The organism is Pseudoalteromonas aurantia (assembly GCF_005886875.1).
Classification (GTDB): domain Bacteria; phylum Pseudomonadota; class Gammaproteobacteria; order Enterobacterales; family Alteromonadaceae; genus Pseudoalteromonas; species Pseudoalteromonas aurantia_A.
Genome location: NZ_PNBY01000036.1, coordinates 1 through 23,645 on the forward strand (window position 1 = coordinate 1; position 23,645 = coordinate 23,645).

Below are 23,645 nucleotides of genomic sequence, written 5' to 3' on the forward strand. Positions count from 1 at the left end.
TATTTAGGAAACAACGCCCTTTGTATTCCATACTCTAAGGGGATAGAAATTGATCCCCTTAATTTTGGTATCATTGTGATCCCCGATAACTCTAAGCCACATACATTGGTATTATCTGCCAATAATACATCTCGTAGTGATTCACTACATATATTACAAACCGGTAATCCTGCTAAACTATTGTTTGAAAACCTGCCAGCTAGAAAACAAGTGTTTTTTAGCGATAACGCAGCTGCTACAAGACTAACCAGTCCGTATACAGGTAATTACTTTACGATTGATACTTTACTATATCGTAACTCAGTATTTACCGATGAAGTTGGGGCTGTTTTATTATCTGTTGGTGCACAAATAAGCACTTCGGGTAATGCCATGTCGTATAACGATGGTGCGTATTCAGGATTAATTGAAGTTACCCTTTCTTATTAAGCTTATCTCTATGCGTTATTTTTCAAATTTATTTATTATGTTTACAAGCTTATTTTTCTGTGTTAATACACTTGCTAACTTAATGATCACACCAACACGGGTTAGTTTAGCTGAGCGAGACCGAACAACTAAAGTGTATATAATCAACACTTCCAATGAAACTAAAACATATCGTTTGATTTGGACTGAAAAGCTTGCGAAGTCAGAAGGCGGATATGTAAATCATGATGGGTTACTACCCACTTCGCTCAGTCCTATGATGCGCATGAGCCCGAGTCAAGTTACATTAAAAGCGGGTGAAAAGCAGGTTGTAAAGCTGGCAGTTAGAAAGCCTAAAGGATTAAAATCTCAGGAATATCGCTCGCACCTATTATTCCAAGCTTTGCCAAATCAAAGCCCAGCTACGGAAAAAGAGCTTGGGATAAATCTAAATATGGTTTTAAGTTACTCTATTCCTGTAATCTTAAAATATGGCTCTGATTTACCTAAAGTGTCTATATCTGACGTTAAAGTTACGAAAGATAAAGTTAGCCTCAACTTTAATCACACTGGTGACTTTAGTGCCTTTGGTGATGTTGTGGTTTACTTTAATAGTAAAAATAGTTCAAAACCTCAGCGTATAGGCTTAATCGCGGGTTATAGTATTTATCCAGAGTTAACTTCGTTAAATACCACGCTTAAATTCTTAGATGGCTTTCGAGTGACAGAGCCTGGCGATATTACGGTTAAATATATGGGTAAAGAAGAATATAAAAAAGTCTTATTTGCTGAAAAAACAATCAGCGTAGACTCACTTCTGTAACCCTAGATGCGCTTAATTCGTTACTTTCTAGTGAGTATGATTTTTGTTAGTAGTTATGCGATGAGTGCTGATAATGAGCGCCTCACTCGCGTTTTGGATGTTTTACGACAACTCGACAGCAAGATTGTACAGGCGAAAACCGGTGCTATTAACTCTGCTGCTGCACGAGAAGAGCAGGGGTTAGGGATCCCCGAAGGCGAAATGCTGTTTTTTTCAACCTTCATTAAAGGAAATAATTACTTAGGGGAGGTTGTTGCGGTTAAAAGTCAAGAGGGCGCTTGGCTGGAGATCGTGAGCTTATTTGAAAGTTTGGGATTCGCCATTGACGTCACATCAATGCGAGCCTCAGGTTGGTTTGCAGATCCTAGTAAGCAATTTACGTTTGATTTTGACTTACTGAATGGCCAAAGTAATGCTCAGGAGATCACATTAAAGCAGTCTGATCTATATATTGATAATGGCGATATATTCGTGTCGTTTTCGGTGCTTGAAACTTGGTTTTCGTTAGCAATAAAAATTGATTACAGCGTGCAAGAAATGTATGTAGAGTCTAAATATATTTTGCCTATTGAAGCAAAGTTAGATCGTTTAAACAGGCTTACGGGACAAGCGAGTGTGTCGCGAGAATCAATCATGCCTTGGAAGCCAAGCCCTTACCAAAGCCTATCTTCACCGTTGGCAGATATGCAATTTGGATATACAAAACGTAATGCAAAAGATGCTTTGTCCTACTCTGTCCTTGGCGCACAAGACCTTGCTTTTTTTCGAAGCGAATACTTTATTTCAGGTAAAGAGGGGGACTTTTTTAATCAATCACGAGTTCATTTTTCACGTGAAGATACCGAAGGTGGCCTGCTTGGTCAGCTTGGCGCGACTAAATTAGAAATGGGGGATGTACTACCAACAAAGGTAGGTTCTGGTGGGCAGTATACGTATGCGCGTGGAGCGAGAGTAAGTAATTATGCTATTGGACATGTAAAAGATGTCAATGTCACCATGATTTCAGGTTCAGTTCAATCTGGCTGGGACGTCGAACTCTATCATAATGGCGTACTTATAGAGCAATTAATCGACCATACTCAAGGCCAATATGTGTTTGATGATATTCCGCTCTTATATGGCCACAATGAATTTGAAATCATTTTGTATGGACCTCAAGGTCAAGTAGAGCGCCGTACGGAGCAATATATTATTGATGGAAATACATTGACCAGTAATCAACGTTTTTATGATGTATCAATCACTCAGCAAGGGCATAGGATTATCGATAGCAGTAAGTATAAGGTGTCAGATAGCGGCTGGCAGGTAGCTGGACGCTTTGAAACAGGTTTGAGCGACCAGGTGAGCGTTTTTGGTGCAGGTTCAATCATAGATAGTGAGCGAGGGGAAACAGGATACAATTTTGCTGTTGGGTCAAATATGAGCCTAGCAAACAAAGCGCTTATTGCTGTTGATGCACAGTCTTCAAGTAATAAAGATAAAAGTGTTTCTGCATCTCTCAGAAGTAAAATTGCACAGCAGTCAGTGAGGGCGCTTATGAGCTATCATTCAAAGCTTGTATTGAATGACCTCAATGACACGGATACCACGACTCAGAGGAAAGTTGGGTTGGAATTTACCGGTGAGCTGTTTAATAACAACTATGGAAGAATGAGTCATCAGAGTAGCGTATTTCATTATAGTGAAGAGGAGGGGGCTCGACGACGGTTCTCTCAGTCCTTGAATTATGTAAACGGTGTATTCGGTCTGGGCAATCAAATAACTTGGGTGTCGAATGAACACAAAGACAAGGTGAGCACTGGTGTTGCCAGAGTGCAAAGTAGATATGGGCGTGTGTTTGGCCGATTATCTATAGGCTATCAAATGCAGCCTGAGCGTAAGGTTAGAGATTATAATCTTGAACTAAATACCACGTTATCTGAGCAATGGCAGTTGCAAGCAGGGATTAAAAATAATGTGGATGAAGATAATACTGAGGGTAACGTATCGCTCAATTGGCAGTCAGATAAATTTAGTCTTAGTAGTTCTATGGTGTTTGACAGTAATAATGATTGGCAATTTGGTGTATCAGGGAGAATGAGCTTAGGTGCGAGCAACTTTGGGTCACCTTATTTTATGTCAAGAAGAGGACTCACAGGTCATGGTACTGCAATGGTACGTGTGTTCTTGGATGAAAATAATAATGGCGTATTTGATGCAGGTGAATTACCGGTAGAAGGAGTCAGGATCAATGCTGCGCAAGCTCATCGATTTGCATCTTCTGATGAGCGTGGCATTGCGTTGTTATCGAGTATGGTTGCAAATAGACGCACAGATATACTGATTGATACCGACAGTATTGACGATCCGTTCATGGTACCCGCTGGAGATGGGTTATCCATCACACCTCGTTCTGGATATGTTGAATACCTAGATTTTCCTTTAGTGAATGCTAGCGAGGTGGAAGGCAGTATTTATATTGAAAACGGCAATGTTTTGCCATATGCCAAGGTCAAGCTCGTCGATGAGCAAGGTGTGAAAGTTGCTGAGACTGAGGCGGCGTACGATGGTTACTATTTATTCACTAACCTTCGGCCGGGTACTTATCAAGCTCAGCTAGAATCGGCACAAGTGAAGAGTAAGAATCTTAAAATCAATGAACAAGTCATGGTGGAGCTGCCTGTTCATGGTGAAGTCGTTGCAGGTGTTGATTTTACGCTAGCAGAATTGAAGAAAACGCAAGGGTACACAGCCAGTTTAGGGAAGTTTAGTTCTTTAAATACTCTAAAAATATACTTAATGCTGACAAAGGAAAGGTTAATCAATGCAATGATTATGAATCCATTTTATATCTATGATGAACTTGAAAAAAAGTATATTTTGGCGGCCGGCTTTTCGATAAGTACGACCAAGGCGTTGCATAATATATGTGATAGAGTTAGAGAAACAGGACTTGCGTGTGAACTAGATAGCACACTGATCCGCTATTAATGAAAAGGAATTATGATGTGTTACAAGTTTTTTATTCAGTTTTGGCGTGTGTGTTTGCTGACCTTGAGCGTTGTAGGCTGTCAAAGTACATCAACGAATAAACCTGAGATCGTAGAGTTAACGAAAAAAGAATATCTGGAGCTGATTGAGATGTCAGGGCAGTGGCATGAGTCAAAAGAAGGAATACAGCGTTTATTATCCGTGGAAGGCGATTTGAGAATGTTGATAGGACAGTTAGATGTTTTAGTTAAAGAAGAAACGTACAGTAAAAAGCCGGTTGTAGCTTCTAGTCCTCTAAATAAAAAGTTCATTGAAATACCGACAGCACTTGATGATAAACGCGGATCTCCACCTGCTTTTGAGAATACTCAAAAGGACAACCCGATAATGGCACTTAAGCCAGTGCAAAAAACGCAAGCAGAGAAGGCTATTTTAAGTACTGGTACTAAAAACGAGCTAGCTCAAATTGCTTTACCGACAACGCAACCGCTTGAGGCGAAGAAGGTACCAGCACTTTATGCGTTACAAGTCGCAGCAGTAACGGAACAAGAAAGAGTGCAAAAATCACTTGACGCAGTTGTAAAAAAAGTACCTGATGCAGAGAAATTGGCTGTGAATGTAGAAATGAAAAATATTAGGGAGCAACAATACTATCGCATTAAATTAGGTGCGTTCAGTGATAAAGTCACAGCCCAAGCGCAGTGTGACCGATTGAAATTAAAACAGGTGAGTTGCATTGTGAGTTACTATACTGAACAGGGAAATAAAGGACTACTGTAGAGACTTATTTTAGGTATGGTTTTTGCATTGATTACCCAAACTTTATGGGAATACTGACAATGCAATATTTACTATTGATACTAAGTGTACTTTTGACTGGCTGCCAGCTTGTAGAAGAGCCAGCGCCTAAGCATGTGGCCTATATGGCGCCGGCTAAAACAATGGCGCCTTTCACGCTGCATGAATATGTCAGTAGCTTAAGTGTACAATTAAGTAATATCACGGGTATGCGAAAAAATAATGCGCGTATTGCCATAACGAGCTTTTTTGATGCACAGGCTCTTAATTCGGGTTTGGCAGATCAGCAAGCGGTTGGCTTAAGTCAACAAATACAAGAAAGCTTACTCACCCAGTTTACTCAGCTTGGTTATCATACGATTGAACATCGCTTGGATGGACATATCACGTTATTAGATAACGCAGAGAGCATCTTAAGCCGAGATGTTAATACCTTAAGACTACGCCAAAATATTGACTTTGTTGTGACTGGAACGCTCACACAACAGCAACACGCCTATATTGTTAATGCAAGGCTCATCAATATGCAGGATGGGCGGATCGTATCTGCAGCCACTACTGAAATCCCAATCAATACGATGTGGACGGATGAAAAAGTGCAGCAACGTGATGGCTTGATTTACCGAACAGAATATTAAGAGGATTTATCATGAAACACTTTTTGATCTCGATAACATTACTGTGTAGTGCCGGATGTTCTATGTTTACAGAAAAAATGGGTATGCAAGCAGAGCAGACTATCGCGAATGATTCACGTTCTGTGGCAGCACCTATGGCAAATGCAGAGTTATTTCAGTCTAAACAAGCGGTGCCAAATACCGCCTCTCAAATGGCATCGGTAAGTCGTAAAAATATCAATCACTACGTGCGTGGAATGATGCAAGATATGGCAGAAAATCTGCAATATGTGAATCAGAAAACACCATTGGCAGTGTCGAGTTTTGTATTTTTAGATGATGAATATGACGACGCTTCATTACTCGGAAATCAGTTGTCAGAGAGCTTTATGCATGAGCTTCATCATTTTGGCGTGGCAGTAATTGACTTTAAAACTACGGATTATATGCGGGTCACGCCACAGGGGGACTTTGTTTTCAGCCGTGACTACTTAGAACTCAATGAAGAGCAAAACTTTCAATATGTTTTGGCTGGTACTCTGGTTAATCACCAAGGTGGTGTACTGGTGAATGCACGGATCATTGGACTGATGAGTAAAGCGGTTGTTGGATCTGCACAAGGGTTCATTCCTCAGACAGTCGTAGACGCGCTGGGTAGCAGTTATCGCACTGATGGCATTATGATGAAAAAAGCAGGTCGATGAGGCAATTATGATGAATCGTAACAGAAAAACGTATTTGGCATGCTGCATCGTGATGTTAGTGACTGGGTGCAGTACGACTGACTGGTATGCAGTAAAAAGCCCTGCAAAACCTGCTGAGTCGCAGACTGTGATCGAAAAGATGATAATGCAGGCCAATCAACATGAAGAACACGAACAGTTGACTGTAAATCAAGTCTATACCCCACATAGTCATCATGTAAAATTAGAAAGTTATGTTGAGCAAATGGCACTTGACCTTGTAGATACCATGGTATCTGATCAAGCAATTAATATTGCCGTAGTGTCTTTTGTTAATTTAGATAAGACCTTGCAAAAAAGCTCGCAACTGGGTAATCAATTATCGGAAACGTTTATTCATCAATTACAAAAATTTGGCTATGGTGTGGTTGATTTTAAAACCACCGATCAAGTCGCGGTAACGCATTTTGGAGACTTTGTTTTTTCAAGGGATATAAATCAACTGTCAGGCGAAAGGGTTGCGAGCCATGTTTTGTCGGGGACTTTGCTGTATCGAGTGAATGGTGTTGAAGTCAATGCTCGGGTGATTGATATTGATTCAAAACGCGTCATAGCAAGTAGTACTAAATTGGTGCCAAGTTATGTCCTTAACAGCGCCACAATTGGGTCTTAATGACGTTTGCTGTACCGAGTTTTATAAAAAGAGGTTTACATCAGTTTTAATCTTAATGATAATCAATACCATTAAATTACTTTCTGGTGTAAATTTTGTTTCTTAACCCATCTCATTTTTTATTTTGTATTCTACTGTGTCTGCCAAGTGCTACGTTTGCTAAACCCGTTGACTTACCCATTAGCCCAATATCTGTGACTGACAAAACTGAAGTGATTGAAGTTGTCGGAGTGAGAAAACGGCTCTACCAACAAGGACTGTTGAAAGACAGTACAGTAAAGACTGAATTAATCTCACAACAGCAGATCAAAGCGAATCAAGCGGCTAACTTAAGTGATGCTATATCAAATTCTATTGGTATTCGTGTGTCTAATGAATGTTCAATGTGTGGCGCCAAGCGTGTCATGATAAATGGCCTAAAAGGTGAGCATACCAATGTGTTGGTTGATGGGATCCCACTACACACAATGTTATCTGGTTTTTATGGGATGGATGCTGTCGCTATGTCTGGTGTTGGTCAAATTGAAATCGCAAGGGGCGCTGGCGCATCCCTGACTGCACCAGAAGCAATTGGTGGCACCATTAATCTAGTAACACAAGTACCGACAAAAAGTGGTGGAGATCTTGATGTCTCAATGGGTAATATGGGCTACAAAAAAGCCGCTTTAATGGGCTCGCTAGTACCTCAACAGAAAAATATCAGTGCCAGTGTGATCGTGCAGGTCGATGAACGAGAGCAGTTTGATGGTGACAAAAATGGGGTAAGTGAAAACCCGTATTTAGACAATACATCGCTGACCACACTTTTGTCATACGATTATGATCGCGACACCAATATGAGGCTAAGGCTTAATCACACAAAATCGGAAGTGTTTGGCGGGCCTATGTTAGGCGATATTACGGCATCTATTGAAGACGCGATTGCGAGTGAAAAGTTAGGTACCTCAGATAATTTATTTGAAAACGGTCACGTAGCGAATCGTTATATTGGTCAGCCCTGGCAAACGGCAGAGTGGGTTAAAACTCAGCGCAATGAAGTACTTGCGTCAATACTGCAAGACTTTAATACACGTTTAAATGGCACGTTTAGTTTGGCTCATGTTAACCATAAGCAAGTCTCGTTTTATGAAGGTATAGATTATGATGCGACTGACACGATGTATTACGCGGATGCGCGGTTTAATTTTGACTTAAATGCGTCGCACCTTATTACTTTTGGCGTGGACTATCGTAAAGAAAGAATGCGATCGCATTCAGATGCTTTAGCCGGTGTAGAAAATTATGTATCGGATAGTTTTGATTATCTCGTACAGGGTATTTATATACAGGACTCTTGGATGGTAACACCTGCACTGGAAATATCTGCGGCGGCGAGGCTTGATAGCATTAAAGCCTATTTTGTTGACCTAAAAAAACCGGGTGTTGAAATAGATAAAATCCTATTATCACCGCGTATTGATAGCCGTTTTTTTCACACTGAGGAATTAACCTCTAGGCTGTCTTTTGGTCAGGGATATCGAGCACCTTTATCATTCTTTGAGAGTGATCATGGGATTTTAGATGCGGAAAAAGGGTATTTATTGAATGTATCTGAACCAGAGCGATCGACGAGCATCAACTATTCTCTGAATTTCGAAAATGCGCTGTGGGTAAGCACTTTATCGATGGCGCACACCTCAGTCAAAGATTTGGCTACGTTAGAGCATAATACATTAGGGGTGCCTGTATTAAGTCAGCTTAAGGAAACGGCTCGAGTGCTCGCGGTTGACTTCTCAGCGTCTTATCAACTTAATAGCGACCTGAATATCACAGTCACTGGCGAGGTTTATCACTATAATGATGTATTTAAAACGTCGTTTGCCATTGCACCGATCGAGCAGAGAGCGACAGTATCAAGTAATTGGCAACATAAATTACATACAGTTGATGCTTCTTTGATATATATACCGAGCAGAGATCTGTCAGATTATCAGTATTCAGGGTATGAAGATCGGTTTGCGACGCAACAAAAGCCGACGTCTGTATCCGCTTTTTCAACCTTGGATGTTAAATACCAATATAAGTTAAGTCCGTATTTGGGATTATACGTCGGAGTGAATAACTTGTTTGATTATACTCAAGGAAGTGAGGGAAGTTCACCGCTGCTATTTGACGAAGAAGGCGGGTACGACGTAACGTATATTTATGCGCCGCTACGAGGGAGGCTCATATATGCGGGGTTTGATTGGTCGTTTTAAGCTCTTACGTCTGGTTTTATGGATCGGGTTAACTTTGAGCACGGGTTTGAGTTATGGCTTTGTAGAGTTACCTTTAAAAAGGCTAGATAGCCAAACCTATAGTTCGTTACAGGCGTTACACAGCTCGGCAATGACTCTGAGCTTTTTTACTCCAGAATGTTCATGGTGCAAGAAACAGCATCGAATATTGGAAGAGTTAAGTATTGTTTGTCGGGGTATAAACCCTGTTATGGTCGGAATAAATGGAAATGACAGCGGCTATAAACGCGCACTGCGACGGATGTCTAATGAATTTCCAGCGATTATAGCGCCCAAGCCGTTACAGGCTGGACTAGAAAATAACCATGTTCCTCGCATCATCGTGGTGGGGGCTGATTGGCAGGTTGTGGCTAATTTGGTGGGGTATGTTGATAAAGCATCACTCATGGTTACTTTTCAGCAAGAGGGGATATGCGCATAACGCGTTACCCCAATTGTTGTATTTATAACTGATTTAATTGAGTAAATATGACTGTAAGCGCTTCAAGTCTAGGTATAAATTGTTATACTAAAATTGCTTAAGGGGTCCCCGTAGTTTAATGGATAAAACAAGAACCTCCTAAGTTTTAGATGCAAGTTCGATTCTTGCCGGGGACGCCATACATTTTATTTTGCCAAATACTGTTCAAGGTCATCTGAACCACCAATATGTTCACCAGCAATAAATACTTGAGGTACAGTCTCGCGTCCGCTCATTGCTTTTAAACTTGTTGAGGTGATGTCTTGTCCAATCACTATTTCTTCATAGCTAAAACCTTGCTCAGACAATAAGCGTTTTGCTTTTTCACAGAATGGACAGCCAGCTTTAGAAAATAGGCTAATAGCTTGCGGTTTAACTTGATCCGGATTGATGTAATCTAGCATGGTATCAGCATCAGACACTTCAAACGGGTCACCTGCGACATCTGGTTCAATGAACATTTTTTCGATCACCCCGTCTTTTACTAACATTGAATAACGCCAGCTACGCTTGCCAAAGCCTAGGTCGTTTTTATCAACGAGCATGCCCATTCCATCAGTAAATTCGCCGTTTCCATCAGGTAACAAACGGATATTATCGGCTTCTTGATGTTGCGCCCATGCATTCATTACAAACGTATCATTCACTGATAAACACACAATTTCATCTACGCCATTTTTAGCAAAGGTGCTTGCTAGTTCATTGTAACGAGGTAAGTGAGTCGATGAACAAGTTGGTGTAAAAGCCCCTGGCAATGCGAAAACAATTACCGTTTTACCTTTAAATATGTCATCGGTGGATATTTTTTCCCATTGTTCATTATTACGGGTAGAAAAAGTAACCTGCGGAATAGTTTTACCTTCGATATTGCTTAGCATAGTGCGCTCCTTTAATTTGATGCCGCTATTATGATGGCTCATTCACATTCAGTAAAATTAATTGCTTAGATTAAAGTAATCTGTTTTTTTAATAACTAGCTGGCACCATCAGTTTAGTCTAATTAAGGGAAAAAGCGTCATCTTCTTTTATAATGACCTGAACAATGTCATTGAGTTGAATGTTACTCAGTGGTCGAATATGCAAATTGGTGGTGATAGCAGTTTGCTCGTTTACTTGGATAACCTTAAGCTGGTCAATTGTTTGCCTATGGTTACTTAACATCACGCCTTGTTGAGTTGTAAAGTTGTTTTTTTGCATTATGGCTAAAGTTTGACCTGCTTTTATGCCATGGACTTTTCCTAAGTTAATTGCGAGCCTGTCACCATCAATATGTAAAACTTTCCCTTTTATTGGCATACAACCTACAGCGGTATTTAGGTCCTGTGAGACTTTATTAAACACTCCTTGTATTTGGCTACCGTAATTAGACTGCCAAAATTGATCGCTGTACACATCGATCAGCGTGGTTTTCTCGAATGGCCATACACCCTGCACTGCATAGTGGTTTTGCCATACCTGATCTCGTGTTAATGCATCATAAAGCGCAAAGTCTACCTTAAAGCTGCGCAAGTACTGATCACCTTGCCAAAAAGCGTAATCGCTGTTGAGCTGCTTGCCTTGTGCTATGTCTGTAATTTGGCTAAACAACACATACTGACTGTTGCTGTTGTTACTCAAGGTTTCAATTAAGGCAGGATCATAGTTGAACCTTTGCGAGAAAAAAGGCCTCACATTAATTGCACTATTTATATAGGGTATGGCTTTTATGGCCGTAGCGCGTCCACTGAGCGTATTATACAGTCTTTGTGAACTCGCTTTTGCTATGTCAAATATTTGACCTAAGCGTGCTTGATGGGGTTGGATAAGCTGACTTTGTGTGACGGTAACTTGTTTATGAAACTGTTGCTGTGTGCATTGCTCTTTGGTTGAGTAAATGTCTAAATGAAGCGTGACCATGTAGTCGTTGTTGCTTTGCTCTTCACTAATCAGCGTTGCTTGCTGTATTTCAGCATGCGCTTTTATTTTCAATTGGTCTTGACTTAACAACCCATCAGCAACGGTTTGTACACTGCTGACTGTGGCACCTGAAAAGATTAACGCCTGTGTGATCGCATCTTTAACTGCTGCTTTTCTGGCGTCGGCAACGTTGCTGTCTAATATGCTCGCATAACCGGTGACTTCATACCATTCAGCTTGCACTGCTGCGCTGTACAAGAAAAGTGTCAAAACTAAAAGTAACTGCTTCATAATTGCTTCCCAACAAAACTATCAATGTGACTACAGCAATAGCTATGCCATATTTGTTGGCAAGGAATGTGCATCAATAAACTTACTTTAGTTTAATAGGTAAGTGATAATGAAAGCACCGTCGTCATATTCGATTATAAACCCAAAATTTATTGTGCTCATTGTGATTATATTTTGGTTGGCAGGGTGTAGCTCAATGTTTGATAAGCATATCGAATATAGTTTCGTAGAGCCTGACAGTTATCCTGTGATAAAAGCGATCGGATATGCTCCACTCAGCGCTCAACCGGGTGAGAGTGAATCACAAAAAATGCTGATGGCTTTAAAAGTATCTAAGCTTGAAGCTTATCGAGAGCTCGCTGAACAAGTATATGGTCAAAGCTTGTCAGCAGATATGACGGTCAAAGGCGCGATCGCACAAAATGATGGATTAAAGAGTCAAGTTAAAGGGCTAATTAGAGGAGCACGTGTAGTAAAGTCTTATGCAGTAGGGGATACATATACTACTGAGCTTGAATTAGATATGAAGCGCGTGCATGATCTTTATATAACTCAATCAAAGCCGAGAAAAGTAAAAAGAGTCACCTACTATTAAAGGGCTGTGTCATCGCTCTAATGTACTAAACAAACACCTTAAAGATATCAAAGCGCTAGCACTTATGCCTTGATATCTTTTACTAGTTCACTATTTCCCGCAACAACGCTGCCATCTTGACCATACGTGATAGAGTTCGGGCTACCAATTAAGATCTCTTTTAACTGTCGGACACTGAGTTGTGCCTGATGGGCTGCTTTTGCATTCACATCGTTCTTAGTTTTACATTCGAGTAAGAGTGTTTTGATGCTTGATGTTAACTTTTTAACGGTATCGTGTTGAAATGTTTCTGAGGAGAAGGTTGCTAATTCTTTATCTAATTTTTGAATTGCGTTTAGCAGAGTTAATTTCTCGCGAGCGGCATCTTTAAGGCCTTCACCTTTTTTAGATGCCAAAATGTCAAGCTCTCCATCTAGTAACTGGGTCAGAGTTGTAAGATTGGAGCGCTGAATTTCTAATTTGTGAACGCACAAGGTGACTTGATCAGCCATAAACGTCAAACTCAAATGCGGCAATATTCTTAGCTAGCTTTTGGGCATCGATTTGATACTTACCTTCACTAATTGCTTTTTTTAGTTCTTCGACTTTTTTACTGTCAAATGCCGGCGCGTCTTGTGCTTTTTCTTGCATGCTTTTCAACTGCTGCGCTTGTGGTGTTAGGCTGACCGAGTCAGTTGCTGCTTTTTGTGGTGATTTCGCGTTAGCCGCTGCATTTTGAGCATCATTTTTTTGCAATTCTGCTTTTTGTTGCTTAACATTATTTAGCACACTGTTTGGCTGTGCTTGACCTTTAATATTATTAACCATAACTTTCGACCCTTGGTTATTAAACACCGTGTTTAGGTTATCGACCTATTCACCTTTAACTTTAGCAAATTTTTTAGATATTAACCTCTACAGATTCAACATCTTTTACACGAGCCGATACTGTTTTTCCAGACTTTTGATTTTTAACACGAATTTGTTCACCCAAATTACCATCTTGGAGCGCAATACCCGAGGTTTTTATTGTCAAAGAGCGGGTTTTAGCAAATATAGTGACTTTGTCGCCTTTGCAGACCATGCAAACTTGATGGGTACCAACGGGCATGCCTTCACGTAAATTACGTTTACTTTTACTTCCAATAAGTAAAGACAAGTCATTAATGTAGGCAGCTCTCACAAACTGCTTCGCTCGATATTCTATCTTTAAATGATTATGCGAGAGTAACTCGCCTTTAGAGACCAATTGCGTACTGACAATCACCGGGTGCATTTCATTGATTCTTACATGTACATACTGTGTCCAAAGGGGCGCTTGTTCGCAGCGAATTTGTACAGTGACCTGGCGATTAAAGGGCGGGGTTGCTGCTGTCGTTAGATTAACGGGTTGGGCACAAAATTTTGTCGCAATACGCTTATCGAGCGTTAGCGATTTAATTTCAGTTTTCACATCAGGCTTGGTTATTGTTTGCGAAGCAATAAAGTTTTGCGCTAACTGCTCTAGTTCTTTAGTACTATAGTCCTTTGCATAGACATGACAACTGGCTAGAATATAAGCCATTGTGCAAAAAAACCCGTAGGTTTTGGTTTTTTTTAACAAACTCATGATGTTTCGACTATGCTTATCATGGGAAACAAGGTATAAAGATTTTGCGTTAATTGTGACACCTCTTCAAGGGAAATCTTATCCTTAGTAGTGTAAGCAAATATCGTTCCGGCAAGCAGTTTTATATGTAGGAGATTGAAATGGCTGGTATTTTAGACTCGGTCAACCAACGAACTCAGTTGGTAGGGCAAAACCGCCTAGAGTTATTACTGTTCAGATTGAAGGGGCGTCAACGTTTTGGCATAAACGTATTTAAAGTACGAGAAGTACTACAATGTCCGCCACTAACGAATATGCCGAAGTCTAATTCGTTTGTAAGAGGGGTTGCGCACATTCGTGGACAAACTATTTCTGTTATCGACATGTCGCTGGCTGTTGGTGGGCCACCGATTGAAGATATAGCCAACTGCTTTATTATCATTGCGGAATATAACCGTTCAGTACAAGGGTTTTTGGTTGGGGCAGTCGAGCGTATCGTGAATATGAATTGGGAAAAAATCATGCCGCCACCGTCAGGTGCTGGCAGGTATTCATATTTAACGGCTGTGACAGAAATTGAAAAAGAGCTTGTTGAAATACTCGATGTTGAAAAAATCTTAAATGAAATTTGCCCTGTGGATACGGAGGTCAGCCAAGATATTGTATCTGATGGTGAAATGCAGAAAGATTTGGGTGAACGAATTGTATTTATTGCTGATGACTCCGCAGTGGCGAGAAATCAAGTCAAACGGGCACTTGAGCCATTAGGTGTGCAAACTGAGTTGGCCAAAAATGGTAAAGAAGCGCTTATTCGTTTACGTGAAATTGCTAAAGATGACTGCCAAAATGACATCACTGAAAGGGTAGGTCTATTAATTTCAGATGTTGAAATGCCAGAGATGGATGGATATACACTTACAGCTGAAATAAAGGCAGATCCCAAATTGGCACCCTTACATGTTATCTTGCATACTTCTTTAAGCGGTGTATTTAATCAGGCCATGATAGAAAAAGTTGGTGCTGATGATTTTATCGCAAAATTTAACCCAGATGAATTGGCAACAGCCGTAAAAAAATGGGTTCACTGTGATTAATGAACGGCGGTAATACTTTGGAAAACAAGAACCTTCAACAAAGCGAATACAATCAGTTTAGGACGTTTCTTGAGCAGCAATGTGGTATAGTACTCGGGGATAATAAACTGTATTTAGTGAAAAGTCGTTTAGCACCATTAATGGCTCGGTTTAGTGTTGAGTCGTTATCAGAGTTGGTTGCAAAAACACTTAGTCCTCATGAGAGGCAATTGCGCGCCGCTGTTGTTGATGCAATGACAACAAATGAGACTTTGTGGTTTAGGGACTCGTATCCATTTGAGTTATTAAAAACGAAAATCTTCCCTGAATTTGGGGAGCTACGTCGTGCTGTTAAGATATGGTCTGCAGCCAGCTCTTCAGGTCAAGAGCCATATTCTATTGGCATGTCTGCCAGTGAATATCAGCAAAAGTGTCCGGGTGCCTTGAAAATGGGTGTTCAGGTTATAGGAACTGACATATCAAACACGATGCTCGACATGTGTAAGAATGCAGAATATGACGCTTTAGCGCTGGCCAGGGGGCTATCAGCGGAGCGCAGGCAGAAATTTTTTAAAGATAGTGGCAATGGGATGGCACAGGTTGTTGACCCAGTTAAAAAAATGGTGAGTTTTAGGCATTTAAACTTGCTTGATTCATATGCATTAATGGGCAAATTTGATGTTATATTTTGTCGAAATGTATTAATTTACTTTTCGCCTGAAGTCAAAGCAAAAATTATTTCGCAGTTTGCCCAAGCACTTAATCCAAAGGGATATTTGTTCCTTGGAGCATCAGAGTCTATGGCTGGTCTCAGCGATGAATTTGATATGATACGTTGTAATCCAGGTATTATATACCAGAAGAAACAATAACTTGAGGCGGTGTTCGCCGCCTTTTCTATTTTGGCCTAATAATTGCAAATAACTCCATATAGTCAAATTTTTGGAGTTACGTTATGGCGATTAGTTTTGATAAAGCCTTAGGTGTTCACCCTCAGACAATAGCTATCCGATCGCAACGTGCGGAAATGTTAGCAAGTAACATTGCCAATGCGGATACCCCCGGTTATAAAGCAAAAGACATTGATTTTGCTCGGGCATTTAAAGCGGCAAAGTCTAACCAGCAAAGCGGCAATACGATGCTGCGCACCAATGAAAAGCATATCTCTGGCGGCACACGTTTAAATAACGGTGTTGAGCTATTTCGTAATCCAAATCAAGCAGATACAGGCGATGGTAACTCGGTAGATATACAAGTGGAACGGAACTTGTATGTACAAAATGCATTAGAGTACCAAGCAAGTTTGCAGTTTCTCACGGGTAAGTTTAAAGGGTTGAAGAAAGCCCTCGGCGGTCAAGGAGCATAATTATGAGTTTATACAATGTATTTGACATCGCGGGTTCAGGTATGAGCGCGCAGAATATTCGCCTCAATACAACCGCGAGTAATATTTCGAATGCGAATAGCATTAGCTCAAGTCAAGATAAAGTGTATCGAGCACGGCATCCGGTGTTTGCAGCTGAATTGAATAAAGCGAATGATTTGCAAAGTTCTAACGCTGCAGCGTCATCTGTGGGCGTTAAAGTATTAGGTATTGTGGAGAGCGATAAGCCACTGCAAGTGGAATATAGTCCTAATCATCCTAGTGCCGATAAAGACGGGTATATCTATAAACCAAATGTAAACGTTGTAGAGGAAATGGCCAATATGATTTCCGCTTCACGTTCGTACCAAACCAATGTTCAAGTAGCAGATGCGGCAAAACAAATGCTAAGCAAAACTTTGTTACTTGGTCAGCGTTAACGGGAGTGCTAGCCGATGAATAGCGAAGTAAGTCAAACGTCCAGTCATGTTGATTCGCTGCGGTGGTCAGAGAAACCTAAAGCTGCCGAGAAAGATGATACGTTAAAGCAAGAAGACTTTTTTAAGCTATTAACGCAGCAGCTGTCTTATCAAGATCCAAGTAAGCCCGCTGATAATGATCAGATGATCGCGCAGATGACGAGTTTTACAATGGCTGAAGGTATTTCAAACTTAAATACTAAGTTTGAATCGTTATCGGCGTCAATGACTTCTAATTCGGCGTTACAAGCATCTACGCTTGTTGGAAAAAAGGCATTACTTGAATCAGATTCATTAGAACTAGGAACAAGTGGAACTGCACGAGGCTCTATCATAGCAACAGAGCCTGTCGATAAGTTAGTTGTCAACATATATGATGAGTCTAACCAGTTAGTCCGCTCTATTGATATGAGTAAACAGGATGCAGGTGCTATTCGTTTTGAATGGGACGGAAAGAATGATGATGGTGAAGTAATGCCTCAAGGTGAATATGAAATAAAGGCTGAAGCAAATATTAATGGCAAGTTTTCAACGTTACCGACGGCTACCTTCAAAAATATAGATAGTGTCAACGTCAATGGCGCCAATGGCATAATTATTAACACAAAGGCGGGTGCAGTAAGGCTTACTGACGTCGCTGAAATCGCTTAATTCACAGTTTATAGAATAAGCCTTACGTACAAGAGGTGAGAGTATGAGTTTTAATATTGCATTAACAGGTTTAGCGGCGGCCCAAAAAGATTTAGATACTACCGCAAATAATATCGCCAATGTAAACACGACTGGTTTTAAAGAGTCACGTGCAGAGTTTGCTGATGTATATGCATCCTCAGTATTTAGCTCTGGTAAAACTAAAAATGGTGACGGTGCACAAACGACTATGGTTGCACAGCAATTTCATCAAGGATCATTGCAATTTACATCTAATTCACTTGATTTAGCTATCACAGGTGAGGGCTATTTTGCCATGAGTTCGGAGCTTGGTTCACAAGACTATAGTTACACTCGCGCAGGGGCATTTAAATTAAATAAAGATAACTTTATTTCAGACGCACAAGGTAATTTCCTTCAAGGTTTCCCAGTTGATGCAAGCACTGGTGCGACAACATCCGTAAGTTTGAGTACAGCTTCTGCGATCCAGATCCCAGATGCTTCAGGTGCGCCTCGTGCAACAACCAATGTATACTCGTCATTCAACCTTGATTCAACAGCGGTTCAACCAACGGTACCGTTTGACCCGTCAGTCAGTGCATCATTCAACAGTTCAACATCAACTACGGTCTATGATTCATTGGGCCAGCCACATACTACTCAGCTGTACTTTAGAAAAACCGCGACGGCGAATCAATGGGAAGTTTATGGTACATTAGATAATCAACCATTTACTTCTGATGGTACGGCTGGTGGTCCATTTCCAATTGCTGGATTTACATTTGATGCGACGGGCGTGCCGAGTGCCACAATACCATACTCAGCTACTGGTGTCGCTGGTACACCAGTACCTGTTACCCCCGGTAGTACATTTAATCCATTGGCACTTCCAAGTGGTGCGGGTACTGGTTTATCTACATTGTTGAGCAACGGGGCAACATTCCCTGCAGCATTGACTATGAACTGGCGAGATGAAGCGAATACGACCAATAAATTACCAACGCAATATGCGAGTCGTTTCGAAGTGAAAGCGCTTGAACAAGATGGGGCCACGGTAGGTCGCTTGGCTGGAGTGGATATTGGTACGGATGGCAAGATAGTGGCGTCTTATAGTAATGGCGATTCTACTTATTTAGGTCAAGTTGCGATGGTACGCTTTTCAAACTCGCAGGGCTTACAACAGGTTGGAAATACCTCATGGAAGAAAAGTTTGACATCGGGTGAGCCGATTGCAGGTGAACCAGCTTCTGGAACACTAGGGTCGATTAATTCATCAGCTTTAGAGCAATCTAATGTAATCTTAACGAATGAGCTCGTTGATTTGATCAGTGCGCAGCGGAACTTTCAGGCTAATTCACGTGCTCTTGAAGTTAACTCAACCTTACAACAAAATATACTTCAGATCCGATAGTTCGATTACAGTTATACATTAGGCCGTTATTGCGGCCCTTTTTTGTCATTGTTTACATTTCTCCACCTAAAAAACCCCTAGGATTATTGAAATAGCCCGTCAATTTTTAGTTGGCACTTTAATTGCATTGTTATACATATGATGAATTTTTAGGTCAATGCAATGGATAAAATGCTCTATATCGCTATGTCTGGTGCGAAACAAAACCTGCGTGGTGTTGCTATTAAAGCTAACAATTTAGCCAATGCAAATACGACCGGATTTAAATCCGACTTTGCACAAGCACGGTCTATGCAGGCATTTGGTGAAGGGTTACCGACCCGTGTTTTTGCTATGCAAGAGCGACCAGGTACCAATATGACCAGTGGCGCAATTGTTGAAACCGGCCGAGACTTAGACATTGCGGTGTCAGACAAGTCTTGGATAAGTGTTATGGACAAAAGTGGCAACGAGGCTTATACCAAGGTCGGTACTTTAAACATTACAGCTGACGGTGCATTAGTCACTAGCCATGGGCGACAAGTTGTTGGCGAAGGAGGCCCAATTATTCTACCCATACCGGTAGAGAAGGTCACATTTAGTGATGATGGTTCAATTCAAGTGCGGCCTCAAGGTGCGCCAGCCAATTTCTTAGAGGTGGTAGACCGCTTAAAAATCATTGAAGCAGACAACAGTAAACTTGAAAAAGGCAACGATGGTTTGTTTAGGCCAAAAGAAGGTAGTCTTGATGACGGCTTATGTGGCTTTTGTGATGTGTCGCCGACTGCAAAAGTAATGAGTGGCACGCTTGAAATGTCAAACGTCAATCCAGTGCATGAAATGGTTGATATGATCAACCACCAACGCCAGTTTGAAATGCAAATGAAACTAATGAAAACAGCAGAAGAAATTGACGAACGTCATGTATCGCTGCTGCGTATAGTCTAACGAAGTGAGGTATATGTTATGAACCCAGCGTTATGGATCAGTAAAACCGGCCTAGATGCCCAACAAACTGATATATCGGTAATTTCGAATAACCTCGCGAATGCTAGTACGGTAGGTTACAAGAAAAGCCGGGCAATTTTTGAAGACTTGCTCTATCAGAATATTAATCAACCTGGGGGCCGTTCGTCACAAGATACTGAACTACCCTCTGGTTTAATGTTAGGCGCCGGCGCAAAAGTGGTTGCCAACCAAAAGAACTTTTCTCAAGGTAATATGCTAAGTACTGAGAACTCTTTAGATTGGATGATCCAAGGGCCTGGCTTTTTTGAAATTCAAATGCCAGATGGCACCATTGGATATAGCCGCAATGGTCAATTTACAACTGACGAGAATGGCCGAGTTGTGACCTCTGGAGCAGGTTTCCCTGTTCAACCTGAAATGAACGTACCTGATGACGCAAAATCGATCACCATCTCTCAAGATGGCGAAGTGTCGGTGCGAGTTGCAGGTCAAGCGCAAAACACGGTTATTGGTCAACTGGTGATCAGTGATTTTATTAATCCATCAGGTTTAGAGCCCATGGGCCAAAACTTGTACACAGAAACGGCTGTTAGTGGTGCACCTGTGCAAGGTAACCCTGGGGCTGATGGTTTAGGTTCTATTGTACAGGGAGCATTAGAAACCTCTAACGTCAACGTGACAGAAGAGCTGGTTAATCTAATTGAAACCCAACGTGTTTATGAAATGAACTCAAAAGTGATCTCTTCAGTTGATGAGATGCTGAGCTACATCAATCAACAGTTATAAGCGTTAGGAGGTTGTATGCGTACTTTATGTATGGCTGTAGTAACAGTGGTTACGCTATCTGGATGCGTATCAACACAAAATAGTACCGTGGTGCAAGATGACCCCTACTATGCGCCTATGTATCCTGAAGAAGATTTAGAACAGGTAGTGTCAACTGGGTCGTTATTTAACCCTAATCGGGCTAATGATTTATATGCAGATAAAAAAGCATTACGTACCGGTGACATTATTACGGTGGTGCTGCGTGAGTCAACACAAGCATCAAAAGCAGCTAACAGTGAAACAGATAAAGAAACTGACGTAAGTCTTGACCCTGTATTAGGCTTTAATGGTACGCCTGTGAATATTGGCGGTGACAACATTCAATTCGGAATGGGAGCAGACTCATCTTTCAAAGGCGATAGTAAAGCGAACCAGTCAAATAGTTTATTTGGCAATATTTCCGTCAATGTGATGCGGGTTCTACCTAATGGTAACTTAGTGATCCGAGGTGAAAAGTGGTTAACTTTAAACACGGGTGAAGAGTTTATTCGTCTTGAAGGCTTAGTTCGTGCCGCTGATGTTGCAGCGGATAACACGGTGGAGTCTAACCGCATTGCTAATGCACGTATTCAGTATTCAGGCAAAGGTCAAGGGCAAGAAGCACAAAGCCCAGGGTGGTTAACATCATTCTTTATGAGTACTTTGCTCCCATTTTAGGGTTTGAAAATTATGAAATTATTTCATCTCTTGTTAAGTATTGCCTTAGTTGGTTTTGTTCCATTAGCTAAAGCTGAACGAATTAAAGATATCAGTATGGTGCAGGGCGTTCGCTCAAACCAATTGGTAGGTTATGGCTTAGTTGTTGGCTTACCTGGCACAGGTGAATCAAGCCGATTTACAGAGCAAAGTTTTAAAGCGATGCTAAGTGGTTTTGGGATCACTTTACCTGCGTCGTTAAAACCGAAAATAAAGAATGTTGCGGCAGTGGCTGTGCACGCGGACCTACCGCCTTTTACCAAGCCCGGTCAAACGATTGATGTGACTGTTTCTTCGATAGGAAGTGCAGGAAGTTTAAGAGGTGGGACATTACTGCAAACTTTTCTTAAAGGGGTTGATGGCAATGTGTACGCAATTGCACAAGGTAGTATGATTGTAGGTGGCCTTGGTGCTGAAGGGTTAGATGGTAGCCGGGTGGTGATCAATACGCCGACCGTCGGCCGCGTACCAAATGGTGGGACTGTAGAGCGTGAAGTAAAAAGCCCTTTTACTCAAGGTGACTTTATTACTTTTAATTTAAATAGCCCAGATTTTACAACGGCAAAACGCCTAGCAGATACCATTAATAATTTAGTTGGCCCTAATAGTGCGAAGCCAATGGATGCCGCATCGGTGAGAGTAATTGCGCCACGAGATCCATCACAGCGCGTGTCTTATTTGTCTACATTAGAAAACCTTGAGTTTACTCCCGCAGATACCAGTGCAAAAATAATCGTGAATTCACGTACCGGCACGATAGTAATAGGTAAAAATGTGAAGCTTCAACCAGCGGCAATTACGCATGGTGGCCTAACCGTTACAATAGCAGAACAACAAAATGTTAATCAGCCAGAGCCTTTAGCGGAAGGTGAAACGGTTGTGACCCGCCAAAGTATTATCGATGTAGACACCGATGACTCTCGTGCATTTGTATTTGACCCAGGCATTAGCCTTGATGATTTAGTCCGCGCTATCAATGAAGTGGGTGCTGCGCCGGGTGACTTGATGGCGATATTAGAAGCGCTGAAAGAAGCGGGTGCAATCAATGGTCAATTAGTCGTCATTTAGAGTGTTTTTATTAATCAGTAAGTTAGCCCTAATTCGTTAGGGTTTTTTTTGGCTCGAATATTGCTTAATTATTAGTATTATAAGTTAAGTGTCAGTAAGCCGATGAATACAAACCCGTTAGACAAACAAAACTTTTTTGATTTAAGCGATTTAAATAGCTTGAGAAAAGATGCGTTGAAAAGCGGTGGCGATCCAAATGCCTCTGATGCAGCGCTAAAAAAAGCCGCGCAACAGTTTGAATCAATTTTTACGCAGATGTTGATGAAAAGCATGCGTAAAGCGAATGAAGCGATGGAAGATAAAAATAGCCCTTTCAATTCAAGCGGTGTGAAGTTTTTTGAAGAAATGCACGATCAACAGCTTTCTATGGACTTATCTAGCAAAGGCAGTTTGGGACTTGCAGACTTAATTGTTCAGCAGTTATCTCCCAATGCGACGGGCTATACGCCTGCGTCGATAATTCGAACCGGTGCCAATATTGAAAGTGATAAACGTGCTACTGGGCAATTAAATGACATAGCAGCTAATGTTGCTGCAACCAAGCCTGAAGCCATTGAAAGTCAGAAACATACCTTTAAAGATCCTGAATCGTTTGTTTCATCGATGTGGGAACATGCTAAAACCGCAGCACAAAAAATAGGGCTAAACCCAGCCGTTATGGTTGCACAGGCAGCACTAGAAACGGGGTGGGGTAAACATATTATCGCTAAAGCCGATGGTTCAAGCAGCAATAACCTTTTCAATATTAAATCAAGTAAAGCATGGCAGGGTGAAAGTGCCAAAAAAATGACTTTAGAATTTGAAGAAGGCATGCCAGTAAAAAAACAGGCAAACTTTCGTGCATACGACACAATAAAAGACAGCATGAATGATTATGTCAACTTTTTACAGGGTAACCCTCGTTATCAAGAAGCACTACAAAAAGTAGCGCAACCAGAGCAATTTTTAGATGCATTACAAGACGCTGGTTATGCAACCGACCCACAGTACGCACAAAAAATAAAGAATGTACTTCAACGAAGTGATTTGAAAGAAATGCTCACGTCGTTGGTTCGCCAAGGAGTAAATTAA

26 protein-coding genes and 1 tRNA gene are annotated in these 23,645 nt (G+C 41.2%); 22 read left to right on the forward strand and 5 right to left on the reverse strand.

Annotated elements, in window-relative coordinates:
• From CWC18_RS08265 to CWC18_RS08310, 10 genes are all read left to right on the forward strand, one after another.
• A partial coding sequence (locus CWC18_RS08265; protein WP_138675055.1) for a DUF4402 domain-containing protein occupies positions 1-429 on the forward strand: 429 nt, incomplete at its 5' end.
• A 10-nt stretch (positions 430-439) separates the two neighbouring features.
• Entirely contained in the window at positions 440-1,231 is a 792-nt protein-coding gene (locus CWC18_RS08270; protein ID WP_138675056.1) for a fimbrial biogenesis chaperone, read from the forward strand.
• Between the two features lie 36 nt (positions 1,232-1,267).
• On the forward strand, positions 1,268-4,201 hold the full coding sequence (locus CWC18_RS08275) for a hypothetical protein (protein WP_138675057.1): 2,934 nt from the start codon (positions 1,268-1,270) through the stop codon (positions 4,199-4,201).
• A 15-nt stretch (positions 4,202-4,216) separates the two neighbouring features.
• Positions 4,217-4,981, forward strand: coding sequence for an SPOR domain-containing protein (locus tag CWC18_RS08280; RefSeq protein WP_171041059.1), 765 nt, complete (start codon positions 4,217-4,219; stop codon positions 4,979-4,981).
• A gap of 59 nt (positions 4,982-5,040) precedes the next feature.
• Complete coding sequence (locus CWC18_RS08285; protein WP_138675059.1) at positions 5,041-5,637, forward strand: FlgO family outer membrane protein; 597 nt, start codon at positions 5,041-5,043, stop codon at positions 5,635-5,637.
• An 11-nt stretch (positions 5,638-5,648) separates the two neighbouring features.
• On the forward strand, positions 5,649-6,320 hold the full coding sequence (locus tag CWC18_RS08290) for a FlgO family outer membrane protein (RefSeq protein WP_138590418.1): 672 nt from the start codon (positions 5,649-5,651) through the stop codon (positions 6,318-6,320).
• A gap of 10 nt (positions 6,321-6,330) precedes the next feature.
• Entirely contained in the window at positions 6,331-6,972 is a 642-nt protein-coding gene (locus CWC18_RS08295; protein ID WP_138590649.1) for a FlgO family outer membrane protein, read from the forward strand.
• 95 nt (positions 6,973-7,067) lie between these two features.
• Positions 7,068-9,209 carry a TonB-dependent receptor plug domain-containing protein gene (locus CWC18_RS08300; RefSeq protein WP_249930090.1) on the forward strand — a complete coding sequence of 714 codons (2,142 nt, stop codon included), beginning with the start codon at positions 7,068-7,070 and terminating at the stop codon, positions 9,207-9,209.
• Positions 9,184-9,669, forward strand: a complete 486-nt coding sequence (locus CWC18_RS08305) for a hypothetical protein (RefSeq protein ID WP_138590419.1) — start codon at positions 9,184-9,186, stop codon at positions 9,667-9,669. Before CWC18_RS08300 ends, CWC18_RS08305 begins: the two co-directional genes overlap by 26 nt.
• 104 nt (positions 9,670-9,773) lie before the next feature.
• Positions 9,774-9,848 (forward strand) — tRNA-Arg (locus CWC18_RS08310).
• Between the two features lie 6 nt (positions 9,849-9,854).
• Here the strand turns inward: CWC18_RS08310 and CWC18_RS08315 are convergent.
• Together CWC18_RS08315 and CWC18_RS08320 are read right to left on the reverse strand one after the other, a co-directional pair.
• Positions 9,855-10,586, reverse strand: a complete 732-nt coding sequence (locus tag CWC18_RS08315; RefSeq protein ID WP_138590421.1) for a glutathione peroxidase — start codon at positions 10,584-10,586, stop codon at positions 9,855-9,857.
• Positions 10,587-10,704: 118 nt separating this feature from the next.
• Positions 10,705-11,895, reverse strand: coding sequence for a flagellar assembly protein T N-terminal domain-containing protein (locus CWC18_RS08320; RefSeq protein ID WP_138590423.1), 1,191 nt, complete (start codon positions 11,893-11,895; stop codon positions 10,705-10,707).
• 196 nt (positions 11,896-12,091) lie between these two features.
• On the opposite strand from CWC18_RS08320, the gene CWC18_RS08325 reads away from it, so the two are divergent.
• Positions 12,092-12,490 carry an LPP20 family lipoprotein gene (locus tag CWC18_RS08325; protein ID WP_138590425.1) on the forward strand — a complete coding sequence of 133 codons (399 nt, stop codon included), beginning with the start codon at positions 12,092-12,094 and terminating at the stop codon, positions 12,488-12,490.
• A 62-nt stretch (positions 12,491-12,552) separates the two neighbouring features.
• Here CWC18_RS08325 and flgN read toward each other — a convergent pair whose 3' ends face one another.
• From flgN to flgA, 3 genes are all read right to left on the reverse strand, one after another.
• Entirely contained in the window at positions 12,553-12,981 is a 429-nt protein-coding gene (flgN, locus tag CWC18_RS08330) for a flagellar export chaperone FlgN (RefSeq protein ID WP_138590427.1), read from the reverse strand.
• Positions 12,974-13,297: a flagellar biosynthesis anti-sigma factor FlgM gene (gene flgM, locus CWC18_RS08335; RefSeq protein ID WP_138675060.1), complete on the reverse strand. Its 324-nt coding sequence runs from the start codon at positions 13,295-13,297 to the stop codon at positions 12,974-12,976. The genes flgN and flgM overlap by 8 nt, the downstream gene beginning before the upstream one ends.
• Before the next feature lie 73 nt (positions 13,298-13,370).
• A complete protein-coding gene (gene flgA, locus CWC18_RS08340; RefSeq protein WP_138590430.1) occupies positions 13,371-14,078 on the reverse strand; it encodes a flagellar basal body P-ring formation chaperone FlgA in 708 nt (235 codons plus the stop codon).
• Positions 14,079-14,218: 140 nt separating this feature from the next.
• Between flgA and CWC18_RS08345 the strand changes: the two genes are divergently transcribed.
• The 11 genes from CWC18_RS08345 to flgJ all read left to right on the forward strand — a co-directional run bounded on the left by CWC18_RS08345 (position 14,219) and on the right by flgJ (position 23,645).
• Positions 14,219-15,151, forward strand: coding sequence for a chemotaxis protein CheV (locus CWC18_RS08345; RefSeq protein ID WP_138590432.1), 933 nt, complete (start codon positions 14,219-14,221; stop codon positions 15,149-15,151).
• A gap of 17 nt (positions 15,152-15,168) precedes the next feature.
• Complete coding sequence (locus tag CWC18_RS08350) at positions 15,169-16,002, forward strand: CheR family methyltransferase (protein ID WP_138675061.1); 834 nt, start codon at positions 15,169-15,171, stop codon at positions 16,000-16,002.
• A gap of 83 nt (positions 16,003-16,085) precedes the next feature.
• On the forward strand, positions 16,086-16,496 hold the full coding sequence (gene flgB, locus CWC18_RS08355) for a flagellar basal body rod protein FlgB (protein ID WP_119860524.1): 411 nt from the start codon (positions 16,086-16,088) through the stop codon (positions 16,494-16,496).
• A gap of 2 nt (positions 16,497-16,498) precedes the next feature.
• Positions 16,499-16,933, forward strand: coding sequence for a flagellar basal body rod protein FlgC (gene flgC, locus CWC18_RS08360; protein ID WP_119860525.1), 435 nt, complete (start codon positions 16,499-16,501; stop codon positions 16,931-16,933).
• A 15-nt stretch (positions 16,934-16,948) separates the two neighbouring features.
• Positions 16,949-17,623 (forward strand): flagellar hook assembly protein FlgD, encoded by a 675-nt coding sequence (locus CWC18_RS08365; protein ID WP_138590436.1) that lies wholly within the window; start codon positions 16,949-16,951, stop codon positions 17,621-17,623.
• Positions 17,624-17,666: 43 nt separating this feature from the next.
• The gene (gene flgE / locus CWC18_RS08370) at positions 17,667-19,034 is read left to right on the forward strand and encodes a flagellar hook protein FlgE (RefSeq protein WP_138590438.1); all 1,368 of its coding nucleotides are present in this window, start codon (positions 17,667-17,669) and stop codon (positions 19,032-19,034) included.
• Positions 19,035-19,196: 162 nt separating this feature from the next.
• The gene (locus tag CWC18_RS08375) at positions 19,197-19,961 is read left to right on the forward strand and encodes a flagellar basal body rod protein FlgF (RefSeq protein WP_010362182.1); all 765 of its coding nucleotides are present in this window, start codon (positions 19,197-19,199) and stop codon (positions 19,959-19,961) included.
• Positions 19,962-19,979: 18 nt separating this feature from the next.
• Positions 19,980-20,768: a flagellar basal-body rod protein FlgG gene (gene flgG, locus CWC18_RS08380; RefSeq protein ID WP_010362181.1), complete on the forward strand. Its 789-nt coding sequence runs from the start codon at positions 19,980-19,982 to the stop codon at positions 20,766-20,768.
• A gap of 15 nt (positions 20,769-20,783) precedes the next feature.
• Entirely contained in the window at positions 20,784-21,467 is a 684-nt protein-coding gene (flgH, locus tag CWC18_RS08385) for a flagellar basal body L-ring protein FlgH (RefSeq protein ID WP_119860529.1), read from the forward strand.
• 12 nt (positions 21,468-21,479) lie between these two features.
• Entirely contained in the window at positions 21,480-22,574 is a 1,095-nt protein-coding gene (locus CWC18_RS08390) for a flagellar basal body P-ring protein FlgI (protein WP_138675062.1), read from the forward strand.
• A gap of 102 nt (positions 22,575-22,676) precedes the next feature.
• The gene (gene flgJ, locus CWC18_RS08395; RefSeq protein WP_138675063.1) at positions 22,677-23,645 is read left to right on the forward strand and encodes a flagellar assembly peptidoglycan hydrolase FlgJ; all 969 of its coding nucleotides are present in this window, start codon (positions 22,677-22,679) and stop codon (positions 23,643-23,645) included.

Excerpts from the sequence above, each read along its gene's own strand:
- CWC18_RS08270 (WP_138675056.1), top strand. The coding sequence starts at position 440 with ATGCGTTATTTTTCAAATTTATTTATTATGTTTACAAGCTTATTTTTC.
- CWC18_RS08275 (WP_138675057.1), top strand. The coding sequence starts at position 1,268 with ATGATTTTTGTTAGTAGTTATGCGATGAGTGCTGATAATGAGCGCCTC.
- CWC18_RS08280 (WP_171041059.1), top strand. The coding sequence starts at position 4,217 with ATGTGTTACAAGTTTTTTATTCAGTTTTGGCGTGTGTGTTTGCTGACC.
- CWC18_RS08285 (WP_138675059.1), top strand. The coding sequence starts at position 5,041 with ATGCAATATTTACTATTGATACTAAGTGTACTTTTGACTGGCTGCCAG.
- CWC18_RS08290 (WP_138590418.1), top strand. The coding sequence starts at position 5,649 with ATGAAACACTTTTTGATCTCGATAACATTACTGTGTAGTGCCGGATGT.
- CWC18_RS08295 (WP_138590649.1), top strand. The coding sequence starts at position 6,331 with ATGAATCGTAACAGAAAAACGTATTTGGCATGCTGCATCGTGATGTTA.
- CWC18_RS08305 (WP_138590419.1), top strand. The coding sequence starts at position 9,184 with ATGCGGGGTTTGATTGGTCGTTTTAAGCTCTTACGTCTGGTTTTATGG.
- CWC18_RS08315 (WP_138590421.1), bottom strand. The coding sequence starts at position 10,586 with ATGCTAAGCAATATCGAAGGTAAAACTATTCCGCAGGTTACTTTTTCT.
- CWC18_RS08320 (WP_138590423.1), bottom strand. The coding sequence starts at position 11,895 with ATGAAGCAGTTACTTTTAGTTTTGACACTTTTCTTGTACAGCGCAGCA.
- CWC18_RS08325 (WP_138590425.1), top strand. The coding sequence starts at position 12,092 with ATGTTTGATAAGCATATCGAATATAGTTTCGTAGAGCCTGACAGTTAT.
- flgN (WP_138590427.1), bottom strand. The coding sequence starts at position 12,981 with ATGGCTGATCAAGTCACCTTGTGCGTTCACAAATTAGAAATTCAGCGC.
- flgM (WP_138675060.1), bottom strand. The coding sequence starts at position 13,297 with ATGGTTAATAATATTAAAGGTCAAGCACAGCCAAACAGTGTGCTAAAT.
- flgA (WP_138590430.1), bottom strand. The coding sequence starts at position 14,078 with ATGAGTTTGTTAAAAAAAACCAAAACCTACGGGTTTTTTTGCACAATG.
- CWC18_RS08345 (WP_138590432.1), top strand. The coding sequence starts at position 14,219 with ATGGCTGGTATTTTAGACTCGGTCAACCAACGAACTCAGTTGGTAGGG.
- flgB (WP_119860524.1), top strand. The coding sequence starts at position 16,086 with ATGGCGATTAGTTTTGATAAAGCCTTAGGTGTTCACCCTCAGACAATA.
- flgC (WP_119860525.1), top strand. The coding sequence starts at position 16,499 with ATGAGTTTATACAATGTATTTGACATCGCGGGTTCAGGTATGAGCGCG.
- CWC18_RS08365 (WP_138590436.1), top strand. The coding sequence starts at position 16,949 with ATGAATAGCGAAGTAAGTCAAACGTCCAGTCATGTTGATTCGCTGCGG.
- flgE (WP_138590438.1), top strand. The coding sequence starts at position 17,667 with ATGAGTTTTAATATTGCATTAACAGGTTTAGCGGCGGCCCAAAAAGAT.
- CWC18_RS08375 (WP_010362182.1), top strand. The coding sequence starts at position 19,197 with ATGGATAAAATGCTCTATATCGCTATGTCTGGTGCGAAACAAAACCTG.
- flgG (WP_010362181.1), top strand. The coding sequence starts at position 19,980 with ATGAACCCAGCGTTATGGATCAGTAAAACCGGCCTAGATGCCCAACAA.
- flgH (WP_119860529.1), top strand. The coding sequence starts at position 20,784 with ATGCGTACTTTATGTATGGCTGTAGTAACAGTGGTTACGCTATCTGGA.
- CWC18_RS08390 (WP_138675062.1), top strand. The coding sequence starts at position 21,480 with ATGAAATTATTTCATCTCTTGTTAAGTATTGCCTTAGTTGGTTTTGTT.
- flgJ (WP_138675063.1), top strand. The coding sequence starts at position 22,677 with ATGAATACAAACCCGTTAGACAAACAAAACTTTTTTGATTTAAGCGAT.